Here is a 16,865-nt window from a genome sequence, read left to right as displayed (position 1 = left end):
GGGTCAGGACACACGAATGACAACGCGATCACGGCGCTCGGCGCGTGAACTCGATGGGAGACTCGAACATGGAAATCCAGGACTACCTGCGCATTCTGCAGGCACGATGGAAAATCATCGCCATCACCACGGTGGTGGCGATCCTCGGGGCGCTCGGTGCCTCACTGCTCACCACGCCCGTGTATGAAGCCTCCACCCGGTTGTTCGTCTCCACCTCGGCGGGCTCGTCGGTCAATGAGCTGTACCAGGGAAACCTGTACTCGCAGCAACGCGTGGCGTCCTACACCAAATTACTGACCGGTCAGACTCTCGCGCAGCGCACCATCGAGAAGCTGGGTCTCACCGAGACACCGGCCGAGCTCGCCAATCAGGTCAAGGCCACCTCCGCACCCGACACCGTCCTCGTCGACCTGAAGGTGCAGGACCCCTCACCCGAGCGTGCCCGCGACATCGCCAACGCGATGTCCGACGAATTCGTGGTCATGGTCCGTGAACTCGAAACACCCGAACGAGGCGGCGCACCGGCCGCACGCGTTGTCGTCGAACAGCAGGCGCAGACGCCGTCGACGCCCGTCTCCCCGAAGACACTGCGTAATCTCGCGCTCGGAGCCGCAGTCGGCCTCCTGCTGGGCATCGCCCTCGCCGTACTGCGTGATCGCCTCGACAACACGGTGAAAGACCGTCGTACGGTGGAAGAGCTGGCCGGCTCCGCGATGATCGGCACCATCCCGTTCGACAAAGATCGGCAGACCCAGCAGGCCATCAATTTCGCGGAGGGCCACTCGTCGAGCGCGGAGGCATACCGAGAACTTCGTACCAACCTGCAATTCCTCGAGGTCGACAACCCGCCCCGGGTCATCGTGGTCACCAGTTCGCTTCCCACAGAGGGCAAGACGACCACAGCCATCAACATTGCGTTGGTCCTCGCCGAGGGCGGCAAGTCCGTATGCCTTGTCGAAGGCGATCTCCGGAAGCCCCGCGTGTCCAAGTATCTGGGCGTTGTCGGATCCGTCGGTCTCAGTAGCGTGCTGGCGGGACAGGCGACTCTGGACGGGGTGCTCCAGCCGACCTCGTACCAGGGATTGACCGTCCTCGCGTCCGGGCCGATCCCCCCGAACCCGAGCGAGTTGCTCGGAACGGCCACGGCGCGACAGGTTCTCGCCGACCTACGCGAACGTTTCGACTACGTCATCGTCGACGCATCACCGCTCCTCCCGGTGACCGACGCCACCGTTCTCACCGCCATGTCGGACGGCGCGCTCGTAATCGCCCGGCACGGCGAAACCAAGCGCGAGCAGTTGACCCGCGCCGTCGGAAACCTGCACAGCGTGGGCGCCACCATCCTGGGCACGATCATCACGATGACGCCGAGCCGGGGCAAGGGAGTCTACGAATACAAGTACTACTACGAGACGGACAAGTCGCTGCCGCAGATGCAGCGGGCCGAGGCCGCGGTGCAGACTCCACCGCAGCCGGTCCACGCCGCCCCGGCTCCGGCGGCGCCGCCGGCCCGCAACTCCGCGCCGGCCGGAAACGGACACCACTCGGGCTCCGAATATGTGGAAACGCAGGCCCACCAGGTGCTCGAACAAGAACACGACACCGATTGGGTGGAGCGAGTGAATTCGCACGCCTACACCGCGCAGCCCCCCGCTCCGCGGCGCGCTCGGCGATACCGCGAAGACGGGGAGGATGCATCCGGGCCGGACGCTCCGCGTCAGTAGCCCCGGACGTTCTGCGTCAGTAGTTCCGGACGCTGCGCGTCAAGACACCCAGTAGGTCGGCTATCTCGGACCCGACGGTCAGGAATGTTTCCTCGTCCTGACCGATCGGGTCCGAGATGTCTTCAGGTCCGTCGGCGGATCTGTGCTTCGGCCGCGCTGCTGCCAGATCGGCAACGGACTTTGCATCTGCGGCCACGGCAAGTCGTGCGGCCTCCCTCAACGTGAAGGTCTTCTTCAACTGCTCAGGGGCCATCGCCAGCACCTTCTCACGCTGACGCTCGGTCATGGTGAGCACCAGGTCGGCGTCGACCGCCAGGTCCTCGGTGAGTCGCCGAGCCGTGAACCCGCTGGGATCGCCGCCGAGTCCTTCGAGTACCTGGGCCGCGGTCGGCTCCATCGGATGACCCACCATGGCGCGGGTACCTGCACTTTCGGCAGTGAGATCGGTCAGTCCGAGCTCCTCGGCGAATGCCAGGGTGAGGCGCTCGGCCGTAGGAGAACGACAGACGTTTCCGGTGCAGACGAAGAGAACATGCATGGGCGAAGCATAGGGTCTCGGTCTGCACCGCGCGTACACGCACTGTTGGCTTGGAACATCAGTCGGGTAAATGCCCTGCTCACCCGCGCCGGATATCAACGGTGCATGCGCTGCACCGTCTTTGGAACCGGATACCTGGGAGCGACTCATGCCGCCTGCATGGCGGAACTGGGGCACGACGTGCTGGGAGTCGACATCGATCCCGGAAAAGTGGCGAAACTCTCCGCCGGTGAGGTGCCGTTCTACGAGCCGGGCCTCGCCGAGGTTCTCCGCCGCAACATCGAGGCGGGGCGATTACAGTTCACCACCTCCTACACCGAGGCCGCCGCGTTCGCCGACCTCCACTTCCTGGGAGTGGGCACCCCGCAGAAGAAGGGGGAGTACGCCGCCGATCTGCGGCACGTGCACTCGGTGATCGACACCCTGGCGCCCCTCCTCGACCGACCCGCAGTGATCGTCGGCAAGTCGACGGTGCCCGTCGGAACCGCGGCGGAACTGGGCGCGAGGGCGCGGGCGCTGGCACCTGCAGGGGACGCCGTCGAGGTGGCGTGGAACCCCGAGTTCCTGCGGGAAGGGTTCGCCGTCCAGGACACCCTGCACCCCGACCGAATGGTGCTGGGAGTCGACCGGGACCGGCCCGGCAGTGTGGAGACGCAGTTGCGTCAGCTGTACGCCCCACTGTTCGCCGAGGACATTCCCTTCCTGGTCACCGACCTGGCGACCGCCGAACTAGTCAAGGTCTCGGCGAACGCGTTCCTCGCCACCAAGATCTCCTTCATCAACGCCATCTCCGAAGTGTGCGAGGCCACCGGCGCAGACGTCACCCAGCTCGCCGATGCGCTCGGCTACGACGCGCGCATCGGCCGGCGCTTCCTCAACGCCGGACTAGGATTCGGCGGCGGTTGCCTGCCGAAGGACATTCGCGCCTTCATGGCCAGGGCCGGTGAACTCGGCGCCAATCAGGCACTGCATTTTCTTCGCGAGGTCGACAGCATCAACATGCGCAGACGTACGCGGATGGTGGAACTGGCAGCACAGGTGTGCGGTGGCTCGTTGCTGGGCGCCAACGTCGCGGTGCTGGGCGCAGCGTTCAAACCGGAGTCCGACGACGTCCGTGATTCGCCCGCCCTCAATGTCGCGGGGATGATGCAGCTACACGGCGCAGTCGTGAGCGTGTACGACCCCAAGGCACTCGACAACTCGCGGCGCCTCTTCCCGACTCTCAACTACGCCACCTCGGTGGCCGAAGCCTGCGAAAACGCCGATGCGGTACTGGTTCTCACGGAATGGGCCGAATTCGCGGCCCTGAAGCCGGACGATCTCGGCGGAGTGGTCCGAGCCCGCGTGATGGTGGACGGCCGCAACTGCCTCGACGCCCAGCAGTGGCGGGACGCGGGATGGGTGTACCGGGGGCTGGGCAGGGGATAACGTTGATCTCGCCGCTACGGAGGGCGAGGCGATGGCGAAGTTCCGGGTCGGATTCGCAACAGCACTGCTCGGTGCGCTCGTCTGCCTGCTCGGTGCGGTCCCCGTCCACGCGGCCGAAATCCCGACTCGGCCGGGTCCGGCACAGTCCGACGCCGGCGCAGCGATCCGGTACTCGAAAGACAACCCCGGTTCCGCACCGCCCGGCGTCAACGACTTTTCCTGCCGTCCCGGTCCCGAACATCCTGCCCCGGTGGTCCTCGTGCACGGGAGCGACGGCAGCGCATACTCCAACTGGGCGGGCCTGAGCCCGAAACTGAAGGCCGCCGGGTTCTGCCTCTTCGCGCTGAACTACGGCCGCGAGGCCGGAACCGACCACTTCGGGATGCAGCCCATGACGGTCGGCGCACGCGAGCTCGCGGAGTTCGTCGACGACGTGCTGTCCACGACCGGCGCCGACGAGGTCGACATCGTCGGACACTCCCAGGGCGCGACCGTAGCGAGGTACTACATCAAAGAGCTCGGCGGAGCGGCCGAGGTGGATCGGTGGATCGGTCTGGCCTCGCCCTCCTACGGCGGAACCTTCTTCGGCATCGCCACCGCTGTGGTGTCACTGCCGGGGGGCACCCAATTGATCGAAGGGTTCGGCTCGGAGGCGCTGGCCGAACAGGTGGAGGGCTCCGAGTTCCTCACCCGGCTCAACAGTGGCGGTGACACCGTGCCCGGCGTCGAGTACACGACCATCGGGACGCGGTACGACGAGGTGATCCAGCCGTACACCAATGTGGAGTTACGTGACCCCGGCGCGACGAACATCCTCGTCCAGGACTTGTGCCCGCTCGACCAGACCGGGCACTTCAACCTGCCGTACGACTCCTTCACCCAGCAGCTCGTCCTCAACACCCTTGATCCGGCTCATGCGGCCGTGCCCCCGTGCACCGTTGTTCCCCTCGGCACGGGTATCGCCGGGGTGATCATCGCGAGCAACTCCTGAGCAGCCGGCTGTCCGTTCCCTCCCGGGCTGCCCGGTTGCCCCGGTGATGCCTTTCGCTAGACTGCGGGGCAATGGAGTGGGGGATTCCATCACACGGACCCGTGCACAGTCGAGTAAGGCGGCCCATGAGTTCGGTTCTCGGAGTTTCGGTTGGTGCAAGCGCTGTGCGGTTGGCACGACCCGACTCCGTGACCCGCGAGGACTCGGGACGCCGCGTGTTGCCCGACTTCCGTGCCCAGGTGGTTGCCGCAGGGCGGGAACTGCCCGAGGACCTCGCCGCCGAATCGATCGGCGTCGTACTGGCCGGGGGATTCGATAACCGCGAGGTGCATGCCACCGGGGTCGCGTATCGCGACGAGGCGCAGGCAGGCGCCGTGCAGGCAGCGATGGCACGCCAACAGCTCGGGAACTACCAGCTCGTTCCCGAGGCTTCCGCGGCGCTGACAGTGCTCGACGCTGCGGGCGCATTGGGTGACCACTCGACGCTGGTGTTCTACGACCTCGGCAGTTCCGGACTCACCGTCAGCGTCGTCGACCGGGAAACCGGCGCCGTGGTGGAAAGCATCCGCACCGACACTGTGAGCGGTGACCTCTTCGACCGGCTGATCCGCGACAACCAGTTGGTGAACAAGCGCATCTCCACGCCGCACGACGCGGCCGCGAGCCACGCCCTGGACCTCCGTTGCCGGGAGGCCAAGGAACGGCTGTCCGTCGGCGGCGCTGTCGCGGTGCCCGGGGACGGCGGCTTGCTGCTGCTGTCGCGCGATGTGTTCGATTCCCTCATCGGCGTCACCGTCGAGTCCTCTGCCCGCCTGGCTCGGGATGTGATCGCCCGGTCGGGGCGAATCCCCGACGCCGTGGTTCTCACCGGCGGTGGGGCGCGGATCCCGCTGGTGCGCACCGTCCTCGAATCCTGGCTGGCGTTGCCCGTCATCGTGCCCGACCACCCCGAACTCGTCGCAGCACAGGGCGCAGCGCTCCTCGCTCAACAGGGACAGCTGGCGCCCGGGGGAGTCACCGTCCTCCCGCCGCCGGCAGAGACGTTCGGTCCCTACGTCGGCTCCACGGTGAGTCCCTATGCTGCTGTTCCTGCCGGCCCTGCCGTGCCGCCCCTCGAGTACGACGACGCCTCCTTCGCGCGCCAGGCGCCGGGTCCGTCGGGCGGACGCAGCAGCGGGCTCTCGAGTACGCCGTCGTGGTTGAGTGCGGCGGCACCACCACCGAGTCAGCGGGTAGCGAAGGTCCAGATCCGGGGCGCAGCACTGGCCGGTGGGGCATTGGCCGTCATCGCACTGATCGGCCTCGGACTCGGTTACGGCAGCACCCTGCTCAACAGCACGGAGGGCACGTCCCAGCCCGTCACCACTCAGCCGAAAGCGCAGCCCCCCGCGGTGACCGAGATGGCGACTCCGTCACCGACAGCGCCGCCGCCTCCGACCGAAGTCGCCGAGGAGCCCGCGGCAACCGCGTCCCGGATCCAGATTCCGGAGCCGGAGCCCGAACCCCCGCCGCCACCGCCCGTACCGGTGTTCCCGGGGCTTCCGCAGTTCCAGTTGCCACCCCTGCAGCTTCCCCCGCTGCCGAGGGTCCCCGGCACATAACCTCCGCACTTTTCCGTGGTCGCGAGGCACTCTGCGCGCCTACCATGGAATGTGGTTCTCGCACTGTCCGAGTCCGGGCGGCGTCGAACCCAGGTCGCGCAGGAAGGAAGTGTGCAGTGACTGTCACCCCCGCGGGGTCGTACCACACCCCGAATACACGAAACTTCTCGTCCGGTAGCACGCGCGACGGCAGTCTTCCCGTCGCGTACTACAAGCCGATCCTCAGGATGTTTCCGCCCACCAGCGAGACCGCGGAGAAGGTGGCGATGCTCACCGTCTACGGGCTGATGGCCGCGGCCCTCCTGATCATCGCGCTGCAGGTGGCCGGCATCCTCAACTGAAGCCGGCCTCACTTCGAGTGGCGGCCGCCTCGCGAAGGTGCGACGGTGCGGAACTGCGGGTTGCCTCTGCCGCTGTTCCTGTTTCCGCCGCTCCGAGATCCGAGCGGGCGTGCCAGTACCACCGCGATGGCGGTCGTCAACGGCACGGACAGTGCGAGCGCGATACCGCCGACCGCCGAGCGCACGATCTCGATGGACACCGCGTCGCTGAGCAACACGTCCTGGATCGACCGCCCCGCAACACTGAACACCAGTAGCAGGGGAAGCGCACCACCGGCGTAGGCGAGTACCAGCGTGTACACCGTGCTGGCAATGTGGTCGCGGCCCACGCGCATCGCCGAACCGAAGATCTGGCGTCGTGATGCGTCGGGGTCGAGCGAAGCGAGTTCGAACGCCGATGCGGCCTGGGTGATGGTGACGTCGTTGAGCACACCGAGCGAGCCGATGATGAAGCCCGCCAGAAGAAGACCCGTGATGCTGACGTGCTGGATATAGGCCTGGACGTTGGTGTTCTGCTCCTCGGAAAGTCCTGTCAGCTGGGTCATCACGATCGTGACGTAGGAGAGGACCGCCGCGAGGAGCATCGATGCGAGTGTGCCCAGCAGCGCGGAGCTGGTCCGTAGCGATACGCCGTGCGCCAGATACAACACGGCGTACAGGATGATCGCTCCGGACACGAGAGCCACCGGTATCGCCGGCTTGCCGTCCAGCAGGGCGGGAAGCATGAAGAGGACGAGCACCCCGAACGACACCACGATGCCGACCAGCGCCCGAAGTCCCCGCCACCGAGCCACGACGATGACGACGACGGCGAAGGTCAGCGCGATGAGTGTGACCGGCCAGCCGCGGGCGTAATCCTCGAACGAATACTCCGTCGTCCCGTTCACATCGGTCTGCCGGGAGAGGCGAATGCTCTCCCCGACCCTGAGGTCGGGTTGTCCGGGGCCGGGGATGATTTCGAGCAACGTCTGGGTGCCGGCGTTGGGACCGGACTCGATGTCGACGATGCTTCGCTGGCACTCGTACGCGTCCGTCGGAGGGGGCACGGGAGAACCGGTGAACGCGCGCCCCGCGGAGGAACTGCCGCAGGGGCCGATGTTCTGCATGGTCACCGTGCCTGCCTCGGTGACCGCCACGCCGCCCTGTGCGCTCTGGAAAGGGAGATCCACGGCGACGTCCTGCTTACTCGGCCACAGCGCGATCGCACCGATCAGCACGGCGATGCCGATGACGACCAGGAGCCCGATCACCACCTTCGCGGCGACGGGCCCCACCGGAACCGGGCCGCCGCTGTGGCCGTGACCGTGGCCGTGGCCGTGAAAGTCGCTCATCGGCGGTACCGCGTCGGCTGCCGGCTGGATAGTCTCCGCACGCACACAGGGTAGCCGGAGATCATCGCTCTCTTTTGTGGCTGGAGTGACCAGAGATGCATGTGTTGCCGCGATGTCTGGTCGGTATTGCTCTCGTGTCGCCTAGATGTCGCCAGTGTGGTTAGATATCGATGCGTGGTGCGCTGCAGTTATTACGCAGCGAACGCTGAGATCTGCGAAGGAAGGGTTGGAATCCCGAAACGAGGGGTGGGTTCCGGCTGGCCCTGACGAGAGCCTCGACGCCCTGCCGAGAGAAGTGACGGCCTGCCGGGAGAAGTGCCGAGCTGGGTGGCGGGGTACAGGGGGGGTTGACCCCGCCACCGACCTGACGCCCACAGGGGGGGGAGGGGCGACAGGTGCTCGCGGCACTCGAGGTGCCGTCTGCCAATCTACCGACACGGTGGGGGTATTCGTCAACCGGGTACGTTAATTCGCGCACCGTGTCGTGATCTGCCGACCCGACGGCCTAGGATTACAGCCGTTCGGAGGTGTCCCCATGCGTATTTCGCGGCTGCCGCGGTCCAGGAACCATCTTCGCCGGATCGTGGCGCAGATGGACCTTCCCGTGCCCTGGAGCAGGGACGAACTGGTGAACAGCGTGGCGCGGCGCCGCGGACGCCCCATCCTCGTCGTTCCGGTTGCGCACGCGCTCGTCCGCGGCGGTCATTTCGGCCTCTGGCTGGCACGGGCCACCGACGACGTCATCCTCTACGCTGCCGGGACATCGGACGTACACGCCACGCACATCATCTGCCACGAGCTGGCGCACATGGAACTCGGCCACGATCGCACTGCGATCGGTGATACCTCCGTCGACTCGAGAGTCCTCGCCGAGGCGGCGCCGTCCGTGGACACGACGGACGTGGTCAAGGTGTTCGGTCGCTCCAACTATTCGAACGACCAGGAATACGATGCGGAGCTTCTCGCCACGCTCATCATGAGCGGACGGCGATCGACGATGTGCGACACCGGCGGTGACCCGCGGGCCTCGCGGATACTCGGAACGTTCTGAGCTCGTGTACGCGCCTCCCGCCTACGTGACGTTGCCTCTGTTGTCGATTGCCTGGGCGACAACCCTTCTCCGGCTGCTCCTCGTCCGATCGACAGTCGCCGAGCGCAGATTGAATGCGGCGCTCGTCTTCGCGTCGCTGTCGCTCCTCCTCGGGCGTCCGGCGATCCGCGACCTCGTCGACGGCCAATTCGGCCACGGTCTCACGCGAGTCCTCGGCAATGTCTGCATCATGCTGACCGCCGCATCGCTGATCAGCCTGTTCTCCGTGTGGGCACTGGGTTCCGAGAAACTTCCCCGAATGCACGTGTTCGCGTTGTCGGCGGCGCTCGTCGCGGGGGCCATCATGATCGTTCTGAGCGCGCCTGCGCGTTCGCGAGGAGTTTCTCTCGCGGACGAAGGCGGCTGGCGTTTCGCGGCATATTGCCTCACCTATGCGTCACCGATCTTGGCGGCCGCAAGCCTCAATCTCTGGATCTCGATGAAAGCGGTGCGCAGCGCGGTGGCCGGGCGCGAGCGCCGCATCTTCCTGGCCGTCATCGGATTGTCCCTGTTCGAAATGGCCGACATGGCAACCGTCATGGTGACGGGCGTGAGCAAGGCCGTCAGCGACGGCACCACATTCACCGAAACACACTACGACTCGGGAGCATTCATCCGGCTGTTCTCGGTGTCGGCCGGAGCCCTGATCGCGTTGGGACCCGCGCTGCGGGCGGCCGGCCGACGATACCGTTCGTGGCGAGTGTCCAGGCGGCTACTGCCGATGTGGCAAACGCTGACGGAAGCCGTCCCGGAAGTGGTGCTCGAACTACGCCCCAAAGACCGCCGCACCTTGTCGGCCGACGATCGTCTGGACCGAATGGGCGTCGAGATCCGAGACGCAATCCTCATCCTGGACCGGCACGTGGTATTCGAACTTGGCCACCAGGCGGGCAGTGCAGCGCCCCTGGTCGTGGCCACCCGATTACACCTGGCGTGCAGAGCCCGCATCGCCGGCCACTCGGCACACGGCACCGGCGTGCTCGCACACTCGTGGTCGTCCGACATCGGCGGCGAACCGTGGGAGCTGGCGAAGCTGGCCGATCACTGGCACGACGCCGAACAGGTGGCCGCAACACTGTGGGAGCGGCGGCTACCGCAGTTCGGTGGACGCAAGCAGCTCCCGTCCCGGATGACCGTGTGACGACCGCCGGATCCGGCTACGCCGGGCGGTCGGGGGTTCGCCGCAAGTTCTCCAGAACCGGGATCAAGGATTCCATCTCGTCTGCAGTCGGGAGCGCGGCGGCATCGAGCGAGCGCATGGACAGATGCTGCACGCCGGCGTCCCGGACGGCGATCTTGAAGCGCACGAGGGTGTCGTAATCGCCGTACCCGTCGGCGGCAAGGTACTGCTCGGGTGCGGAAAAGTGCTGGGCGACCGCCCGGAGCACCTCTGCCTGGGCCGCGTGCTCCTCGCCGCGCCGCAACGAATCGATCACCGAGGGCTCCACGGTTTTCCCGAGTATGCGGGAAACGCTCGCGGCGACGACCTCTGTCTCGGGCTCCGGGTCGTCGAGTTCATGGGCCAGCGCGAAGAGGCGGTTGACCCGCACCGACAGTGGCACGCCGTTCATGCTGTCACCTCCGTGTCGCCGCTACGTTCCGGGTGGTCGGTGTCTTTCAGTCTCACCGCGTCTTCCCATCGGCGCCAGAAGCGCTCGCGTGTGGCGGCATCCAGGCACTCTTCCCGCCCGTAGAGGAAGCGGCGGTAGAGGGCTTCCTCCCGCTCGTGCGGGTCGTCCGCGGTGGAGGGTTCCTCGAGAAGATGGCCGAAGGCGAACTCGATCAGTGGCTGTCGGGGGCCGGCCGGACCTCCGTTGACCTCGAGCAAACGGGTGACGTAAGCGCCGGTGATCTTCGACACCACCCGGCTCAGGTCGGCAGCGGCGTCGGCCAATCCCGGCACCTCCGGATGAGCCGCACTCAGCTTGGTGATCCGGGTGTGTGGGCCCAGTATCTCGATGATCGTGTCCAGGCTCAGTGGAATCTCGGACGGCCCCAGCGTCAGCGGGCGGGACGGCGCCGACCGCTCATCCGCGTCGAGGGCCTCGAGGGGAGTAGGACTGCCGCCCTCGAGCGTCCTGGCAGCGCTCCCGGGGGCCCAGCGCAGCGCGACATCCAGTTTGCGGAGAGTCTCGATGCTCGGGTCCGGCCCGGTCCCGTTCTCGGCGCGGGTCTGCGCCGCGTCGGACGGGCCACCGGCAGCCGTGACCTGGTCCTGCGTGAGGTTCAGCAAACGCCGTCGCTTGTAGACGAACTGTCCGAAACGCGCGCGGGTGCTGGTGACCATGTATTCCCCCGGAAGACACGCAAGCGACGCGCGTGTCGCTTGCTGTGCCCCGATCCTACTGCTTGTAGCTGGTGAGGAAATTACCGAACCGCTCGATGGCCACAGCGAGATCGCGAGCCCAGGGCAGTGTCACGATCCGCAGATGGTCGTGGTCCGGCCAGTTGAACCCCGTGCCCTGCACCATCAGGATCTTCTCCTGCAGGAGTAGGTCCTGGACCAGCTTCTCGTCGTCATAGATTTCGTACACGTTGGGGTCCAGACGAGGGAACGCGTACAGCGCACCTCGAGGCTTGACGCAGGAGACCCCGGGGATCATGTTGAGCCGCTCCCACGCCACGTCCCGCTGCTCGAGCAGTCGCCCGCCGGGCAGGATCAGATCTTCGATGCTCTGGTGACCGCCGAGCGCCACCTGGATGGCGTGCTGACCCGGAACGTTGGGGCACAGCCGGGTGGACGCCAGCAGGTCAAGCCCCTCGAGGAAGCCGGCAGCATGCGCCTTGGGACCGGTGACGGCGACCCAACCGGAGCGGTATCCCGCCACCCGGTACGCCTTCGACAGGCCGTTGAAGGTCAGGCACAGCAGGTCGGGCGCGAGCGTGGCCAGCGAAATGTGCTTGGCGTCGTCGTAGAGGATCTTGTCGTAGATCTCGTCCGCCAGCAGCAGCAGGTGATGCTTGCGCGCGAGGTCGACCAGTTGCTGCAGCACCTCCATCGAGTACACCGCACCCGTGGGGTTGTTCGGGTTGATGACCAGCAGCGCCTTGGTCTTCTCGGTGATCTTCGACTCGATGTCCGCGATGTCGGGATTCCAGTCGTTGCCCTCGTCGCAGAGGTAGTGGACGGGAGTGCCACCGGCGAGGCTGGTCATGGCCGTCCACAGCGGGTAGTCCGGTGCGGGAATCAGCACCTCGTCACCGTTGTCGAGCAGGGCCTGCATCGTCATGGTGATGAGCTCGGAGACGCCGTTACCCAGGTAGATGTCGTCGACATCGAGCTCGGGAAAGCCGGGGACCAGTTCGTAGCGGGTGACGATCGCCCGACGGGCCGACAGGATGCCCTTCGACTCGGAGTAACCCTGCGCATAGGGGAGCGCCGCGATCATGTCGCGCATGATCACGTCGGGCGCGTCGAAACCGAACGGCGCGGGGTTGCCGATGTTGAGCTTGAGGATCCGGTGGCCCTCCGCCTCGAGCCGGGCGGCGTGGGCGTGTACCGGTCCACGAATCTCGTACAGCACGTTCTGGAGCTTGGTCGACTGCTCCAGCGTGCGTGGCGGTGTGCGGTGATGGCCGTGGTCTGGGTTGCTCACGACCGCCATTCTCCCACCCCTGGGCAACTCGATTTCTACTGGTCGGTACGAGCGCCCTGGTCGGAGGTGGTCGACCCGCGAAAAAGCAGGCACATGTGAGGAAGGTCACCGTACCCTCGACAGCAGGTCGGATTCGGCCGACGCCCACAGTCACCCGGAGGCACGAGAAAGATGTCCGCACCGGAATTCATCCGTCCCGCACCCGTCGACGTCGTGCACCACAGCCACCTCACGGGCGTATTCGAGCCCCAGCGCGAGGAGGTGGACGTGGGCGGCCTCGACGTGATCGGCGAACTGCCCGGCGATCTTCAGGGCGCCTACCTCCGCAACGGACCGAATCCGCGCTTCGACCCGATCGGCAGCTACATCTATCCCCTCGACGGCGACGGCATGGTGCACCGCATCGAAGTGATCGACGGCACTGCCCGATACACCAACCGATTCGTCCGCACGCCGATGGTGGAGGCGGAGGAGAAGGCGGGGCACGTCATCTGGCCGGGCGTCACCGACCTGTACACACCCGGCGTGGAGGAGGTGGGGCCCGAACTCGCCGGCAGACCGCGCGAACTACCGGACATCAACGTGGTGCGGCACGGCGGGCGACTGCTGGCAATGGCAGAGACCAGCCTGCCGTACCGGTTGAATCCCAAGGACCTGAGCACGCTCGGACCGGACAACTGCGACGGCGCGATGTCCGTCGGGAGCACCGCCCACCCCAAGATCGACCCGGTGACCGGCGAGATGGTGCTGTTCAACTACATGCTCGAGGCCCCGTATCTCACCTGGTCGGTGGTGGCCGCGGACGGGTCGGCGGCCCGCCCGCCGACGGCGGTCGACGGCGTGGACACCCCGTTGATGATTCATGACATGGCCCTGACGCGTCGGTACATCGTGTTGATGCTGTGCCCCCTCGTCTTCGACATGGCCGCGGTGCTGACCGGTGGTTCGGTGCTCGACTGGCGGCCCGAGGAGGGAACACGTATCGCGCTGATTCCGCGCGACGGCGGCCGCGTGCGCTGGCTGACGTGCGATGCGTACTGGGTGTGGCACTTCGCCAATGCCTTCGATCTGCCCGACGGGAAGGTGTCCGTCGACTACGTGGAGTGGACGTACCCCGGTGGGTTCGCCAAGGCGCCGGACCCCTCGACCGGGTCACTGGTCCGCGTCGTCATCGACCCCGAGACCGGACACCTGACGAAGGACGTGATGTCCGACCGAGACGTCGAGTTCCCCCGAGTCGACGACCGCGAACTCGCCGCACCGCATCGCGCGATCGCCACCGTCGGCAAGCTCGACGTCAGCCGGGGCAGGCAGGATTCGTTGTGGTTCTTCGACACCGTCCGCGGCACGCAATGTCACTGGGACCCGGGCAGTGTGTCGGTGGGCGAACCGATCTTCATGCCGGGCGCCGAGCACGAATACTGGGGAATGATCGGCACCGACCGGAACGACATGTCGTCGTGGTTCTTCGTGCTTCCCGCCGAAGACCCCGGATCCGGGCCGATGGCCAAGGTGCGGTTGCCTATCCGGGTGCCTGCAGGACTTCACGGGGCGTGGCTGCCTGCGCAGTGAGGTGAGGCGGAATATCCTCGGCCAATGACTTCTGCGCCCTACGGCTCCTGGCCCTCTCCGATCGCGGCGGCGGACCTCGCGTCCAGCGGCCACCACGTGGAGGGCGGCCGGTACGTCGGTGACGACGTGTGGTGGTCGGAGCTGCGCCCCAGCGAAGGTGGGCGTGTGGCCGTGCGCCGCCTCGGCCTGGATGGCGAGCCGGAGGACGTGCTGCCTGCCCCGTGGAACGCGCGGACACGGGTACACGAATACGGCGGTGGCGCCTGGACGGTGACCGACTCCTGCCATCTCGTGTTCGCCGAGTTCGGTGATCAACGGCTCTACCTCCTCGAAGGTGCGACGCCGGTACCCCTGACCCCTGTTCCGCCGCACCCGTGCTCCTTGCGTTACGGCGACCTGTCGGTCGTCGACGGAGCGGTATGGGCGGTGCGGGAAATGCACGACACCGAGGGCGGCGTCACCCGCGACATCTGCGTGGTTCCTCTGGACGGGTCGGGCGCGGACGACCCCGATCGTGTCCGGTCCGTCGTGGCCGGGTCCGACTTCCTCGCGTATCCGCGACTGTCTCCCGACCGACGTCACCTCGCGTGGATCGCGTGGAACCACCCTCAAATGCCCTGGGACGGTACCGAGCTCAGGGTTGTGGACCTTGCCGGTGGCCGCGCGGTCGGCGAGGTGAGGACACTTCTCGGTGGACCCGAGGAATCGGTGCTGCAGCCCGAATGGGCGGGAGTGGACGAGCTCCACGTCGTGAGTGACCGCAGTGGTTGGTGGAACATGTACCGCCTCGGCACCGACGGTGCGGACCCCGTGGCGCTGTGCCCGATGGACGCAGATTTCGGTGGTCCGCTGTGGATGCTGGGCGCGCGCTGGCACACCCGACGTGAAGACGGCACCCTGCTCACCGTCCGTACCTTCGGGACCGACACGCTGGCGGTGCTCGATCCGGACACGGGCTCCCTGGTGGACATCTCCCTCGACGGTCTCACCACGGTCGGCTTGTCCGACCGCAAGGGGAATCGCCTGTTGCTGCTCACGGGGGGCGCGAAAGCTCCGTCGGGCCTACGCGAGCTCGACCTCGACACCGGCGCACTCCGCACCGTCCGCCTGTCCGTCACCGAGCTCCCCGAGGCCGCGTACCTCCCCGAGGCGCAGCAGTTGACCTTCCAGGGTCCCGAGAGGGAGGTGCACGTCATCGCCTACCCGCCACGTCACCCGCTGTACAGCGGCATGGACGGCGAGCTGCCGCCGTACGTGGCGTTCGTTCACGGTGGGCCCACCTCCCGCGTGACACCGACCCTCAATCCGGTGTTCGCGTTCTTCACCAGCCGCGGAATCGGCGTCGTCGATGTGAACTACGGCGGGTCCACCGGATACGGGCGTGAGTACCGGAACCGGCTCCGAGGCCAGTGGGGTGTGGTCGACGTCGAAGACGTGGTCACGGCGGTGACCGGTCTGGCCGACGCCGGACTGGCGGATCCGCGCAGGCTCGCCATCGAGGGCGGTTCCGCGGGCGGCTGGACCGTTCTGGCGGCGCTGACCACCTCCGACGTGTTCGCCTGCGGGGCATCCTATTACGGTGTGGCCGAGCTCGACGGCTTCGTCAAGGAGACACACGACTTCGAGTCCCGGTACATCGACGGGTTGATCGGACCGCTCCCCGAATCGGCAGACCTCTACGCCGAGCGTGCTCCCCTGAACAACGTCGACGGACTCAACTGCCCGGTCCTGCTGCTCCAGGGACTCGACGACCCGATCGTCCCGCCGTCGCAGGCGGAGCGATTCCGGGATGCGCTCGTCGCCAAGGGCATACCCCACGCCTACCTCGCGTACGAGGGCGAGTCGCACGGGTTCCGGAGACTCGCCACGTTGATCAGTTCGCGCAACGCCGAGCTCTCGTTCTACGGGCAGGTGCTCGGATTCGAACCGCCCGACATTCCGCGGCTCGAACTCTGGCGTCCGGACGCGGAGCAGTAAGACCGCGATCGGTCAGACATCGAGCAGGGCGCGCGACGAGGCGGCGGCATAGATCAGCATGAGCACGAACAACATCCAGCCGGCGCCCTGCCAGACGAACCATCTGCCCCCGGCACGCCACACCTGATATGTGCGGACGAAGGCCGTGACACCGCCGAGGAGTAGCACGAGAGGAGGGCCGAAGACAAGAAGGTACTTTTCGTCTCCGGCACACTCCATCATCGAGTCCGTGCAGTCCCCGGATTTTGTCGACATCCACACGAGTGCCACCAACATTGTCAGCAGTGCGGCACCGAGTACCGACAACGTGAACGTGGCGGCACTTCGAAAGGCGCGATCGGTGTCTCGACTTTCGTCCGTCGTCATCGAGCGACCCGATCGACCGGCTCGCTGTGTCCTGCGGCGCCCGCGCAATGGGCGCAACAGAACATCACTTCCTCTACCTCGACGCCGTGACCGATGATCCGGCACCCGCAATGCGAGCATTCGGGTGCCATCGCCGAGATCGCACACTCGAAGCTGTCGAAGGTGGCGGATCGATCACCCCGGGTCACCGTGAATGTTTTGTCATATTCGTTTCCGCAGGTCTCACACGTGGCCATGTCGACTCCTTCCTCGCGGACACGAGAGTCGGTTACCCCCGGTCGCTGACGCGAATCAGGCCGTCACACCGCGA

Annotated in this window: 16 protein-coding genes; 9 read left to right on the top strand and 7 right to left on the bottom strand. The window is 66.6% G+C overall.

The features are described 5' to 3' along the window. Positions 1–68: 68 nt before the first annotated feature. Positions 69–1,724 carry a polysaccharide biosynthesis tyrosine autokinase gene (locus ACH49N_RS19895; protein WP_358273714.1) on the top strand — a complete coding sequence of 552 codons (1,656 nt, stop codon included), beginning with the start codon at positions 69–71 and terminating at the stop codon, positions 1,722–1,724. Positions 1,725–1,740: 16 nt separating this feature from the next. On the opposite strand, the gene ACH49N_RS19890 is transcribed toward ACH49N_RS19895, so the two are convergent. Next, a complete protein-coding gene (locus ACH49N_RS19890) occupies positions 1,741–2,262 on the bottom strand; it encodes a protein tyrosine phosphatase (protein WP_358273713.1) in 522 nt (173 codons plus the stop codon). Positions 2,263–2,367: 105 nt separating this feature from the next. Between ACH49N_RS19890 and ACH49N_RS19885 the strand changes: the two genes are divergently transcribed. The 4 genes from ACH49N_RS19885 (at position 2,368) to ACH49N_RS19870 (ending at position 6,623) form a co-directional block, all read left to right on the top strand. Continuing rightward, on the top strand, positions 2,368–3,690 hold the full coding sequence (locus ACH49N_RS19885; RefSeq protein WP_358273711.1) for a UDP-glucose/GDP-mannose dehydrogenase family protein: 1,323 nt from the start codon (positions 2,368–2,370) through the stop codon (positions 3,688–3,690). Positions 3,691–3,721: 31 nt separating this feature from the next. Further along, positions 3,722–4,681, top strand: coding sequence for an alpha/beta fold hydrolase (locus ACH49N_RS19880; RefSeq protein WP_358273709.1), 960 nt, complete (start codon positions 3,722–3,724; stop codon positions 4,679–4,681). Positions 4,682–4,806: 125 nt separating this feature from the next. After that, complete coding sequence (locus tag ACH49N_RS19875; RefSeq protein WP_358273707.1) at positions 4,807–6,282, top strand: Hsp70 family protein; 1,476 nt, start codon at positions 4,807–4,809, stop codon at positions 6,280–6,282. Between the two features lie 116 nt (positions 6,283–6,398). After that, entirely contained in the window at positions 6,399–6,623 is a 225-nt protein-coding gene (locus ACH49N_RS19870) for a hypothetical protein (protein ID WP_159924744.1), read from the top strand. Positions 6,624–6,631: 8 nt separating this feature from the next. On the opposite strand, the gene ACH49N_RS19865 is transcribed toward ACH49N_RS19870, so the two are convergent. Next, the gene (locus ACH49N_RS19865; protein ID WP_358273706.1) at positions 6,632–7,954 is read right to left on the bottom strand and encodes a YibE/F family protein; all 1,323 of its coding nucleotides are present in this window, start codon (positions 7,952–7,954) and stop codon (positions 6,632–6,634) included. A gap of 535 nt (positions 7,955–8,489) precedes the next feature. Here ACH49N_RS19865 and ACH49N_RS19860 point away from each other — a divergent pair. Both ACH49N_RS19860 and ACH49N_RS19855 read left to right on the top strand, forming a co-directional pair. Beyond that, positions 8,490–9,005 carry a hypothetical protein gene (locus tag ACH49N_RS19860; protein ID WP_208960698.1) on the top strand — a complete coding sequence of 172 codons (516 nt, stop codon included), beginning with the start codon at positions 8,490–8,492 and terminating at the stop codon, positions 9,003–9,005. Between the two features lie 4 nt (positions 9,006–9,009). After that, the gene (locus ACH49N_RS19855; RefSeq protein ID WP_358273704.1) at positions 9,010–10,185 is read left to right on the top strand and encodes an MAB_1171c family putative transporter; all 1,176 of its coding nucleotides are present in this window, start codon (positions 9,010–9,012) and stop codon (positions 10,183–10,185) included. 16 nt (positions 10,186–10,201) lie between these two features. On the opposite strand, the gene ACH49N_RS19850 is transcribed toward ACH49N_RS19855, so the two are convergent. Genes ACH49N_RS19850 through ACH49N_RS19840 form a run of 3 tightly spaced genes read right to left on the bottom strand, consistent with a single transcriptional unit; the run spans position 10,202 to position 12,649 of the window. Then, a complete protein-coding gene (locus ACH49N_RS19850; RefSeq protein WP_358273702.1) occupies positions 10,202–10,615 on the bottom strand; it encodes a hypothetical protein in 414 nt (137 codons plus the stop codon). Then, positions 10,612–11,331: a helix-turn-helix domain-containing protein gene (locus ACH49N_RS19845; RefSeq protein WP_358273701.1), complete on the bottom strand. Its 720-nt coding sequence runs from the start codon at positions 11,329–11,331 to the stop codon at positions 10,612–10,614. The genes ACH49N_RS19850 and ACH49N_RS19845 overlap by 4 nt, the downstream gene beginning before the upstream one ends. A gap of 55 nt (positions 11,332–11,386) precedes the next feature. Continuing rightward, positions 11,387–12,649, bottom strand: a complete 1,263-nt coding sequence (locus tag ACH49N_RS19840; RefSeq protein WP_109332866.1) for a pyridoxal phosphate-dependent aminotransferase — start codon at positions 12,647–12,649, stop codon at positions 11,387–11,389. Between the two features lie 162 nt (positions 12,650–12,811). Between ACH49N_RS19840 and ACH49N_RS19835 the strand changes: the two genes are divergently transcribed. Continuing rightward, positions 12,812–14,212, top strand: a complete 1,401-nt coding sequence (locus tag ACH49N_RS19835; RefSeq protein WP_358273699.1) for a carotenoid oxygenase family protein — start codon at positions 12,812–12,814, stop codon at positions 14,210–14,212. Positions 14,213–14,236: 24 nt separating this feature from the next. Next, positions 14,237–16,189 carry a prolyl oligopeptidase family serine peptidase gene (locus ACH49N_RS19830; protein WP_358273698.1) on the top strand — a complete coding sequence of 651 codons (1,953 nt, stop codon included), beginning with the start codon at positions 14,237–14,239 and terminating at the stop codon, positions 16,187–16,189. Between the two features lie 12 nt (positions 16,190–16,201). Here the strand turns inward: ACH49N_RS19830 and ACH49N_RS19825 are convergent, their stop codons facing one another. Continuing rightward, positions 16,202–16,555: a hypothetical protein gene (locus tag ACH49N_RS19825; protein WP_358273697.1), complete on the bottom strand. Its 354-nt coding sequence runs from the start codon at positions 16,553–16,555 to the stop codon at positions 16,202–16,204. After that, complete coding sequence (locus ACH49N_RS19820; protein WP_109332862.1) at positions 16,552–16,791, bottom strand: hypothetical protein; 240 nt, start codon at positions 16,789–16,791, stop codon at positions 16,552–16,554. The genes ACH49N_RS19825 and ACH49N_RS19820 overlap by 4 nt, the downstream gene beginning before the upstream one ends. Between the last annotated feature and the right edge of the window lie 74 nt (positions 16,792–16,865).

The sequence above is a fragment of the Rhodococcus sp. NPDC019647 genome, from assembly GCF_044389235.1.
GTDB lineage: Bacteria > Actinomycetota > Actinomycetes > Mycobacteriales > Mycobacteriaceae > Rhodococcus_F > Rhodococcus_F oxybenzonivorans.
This window is presented reverse-complemented; position numbering and strand designations above follow the sequence as displayed.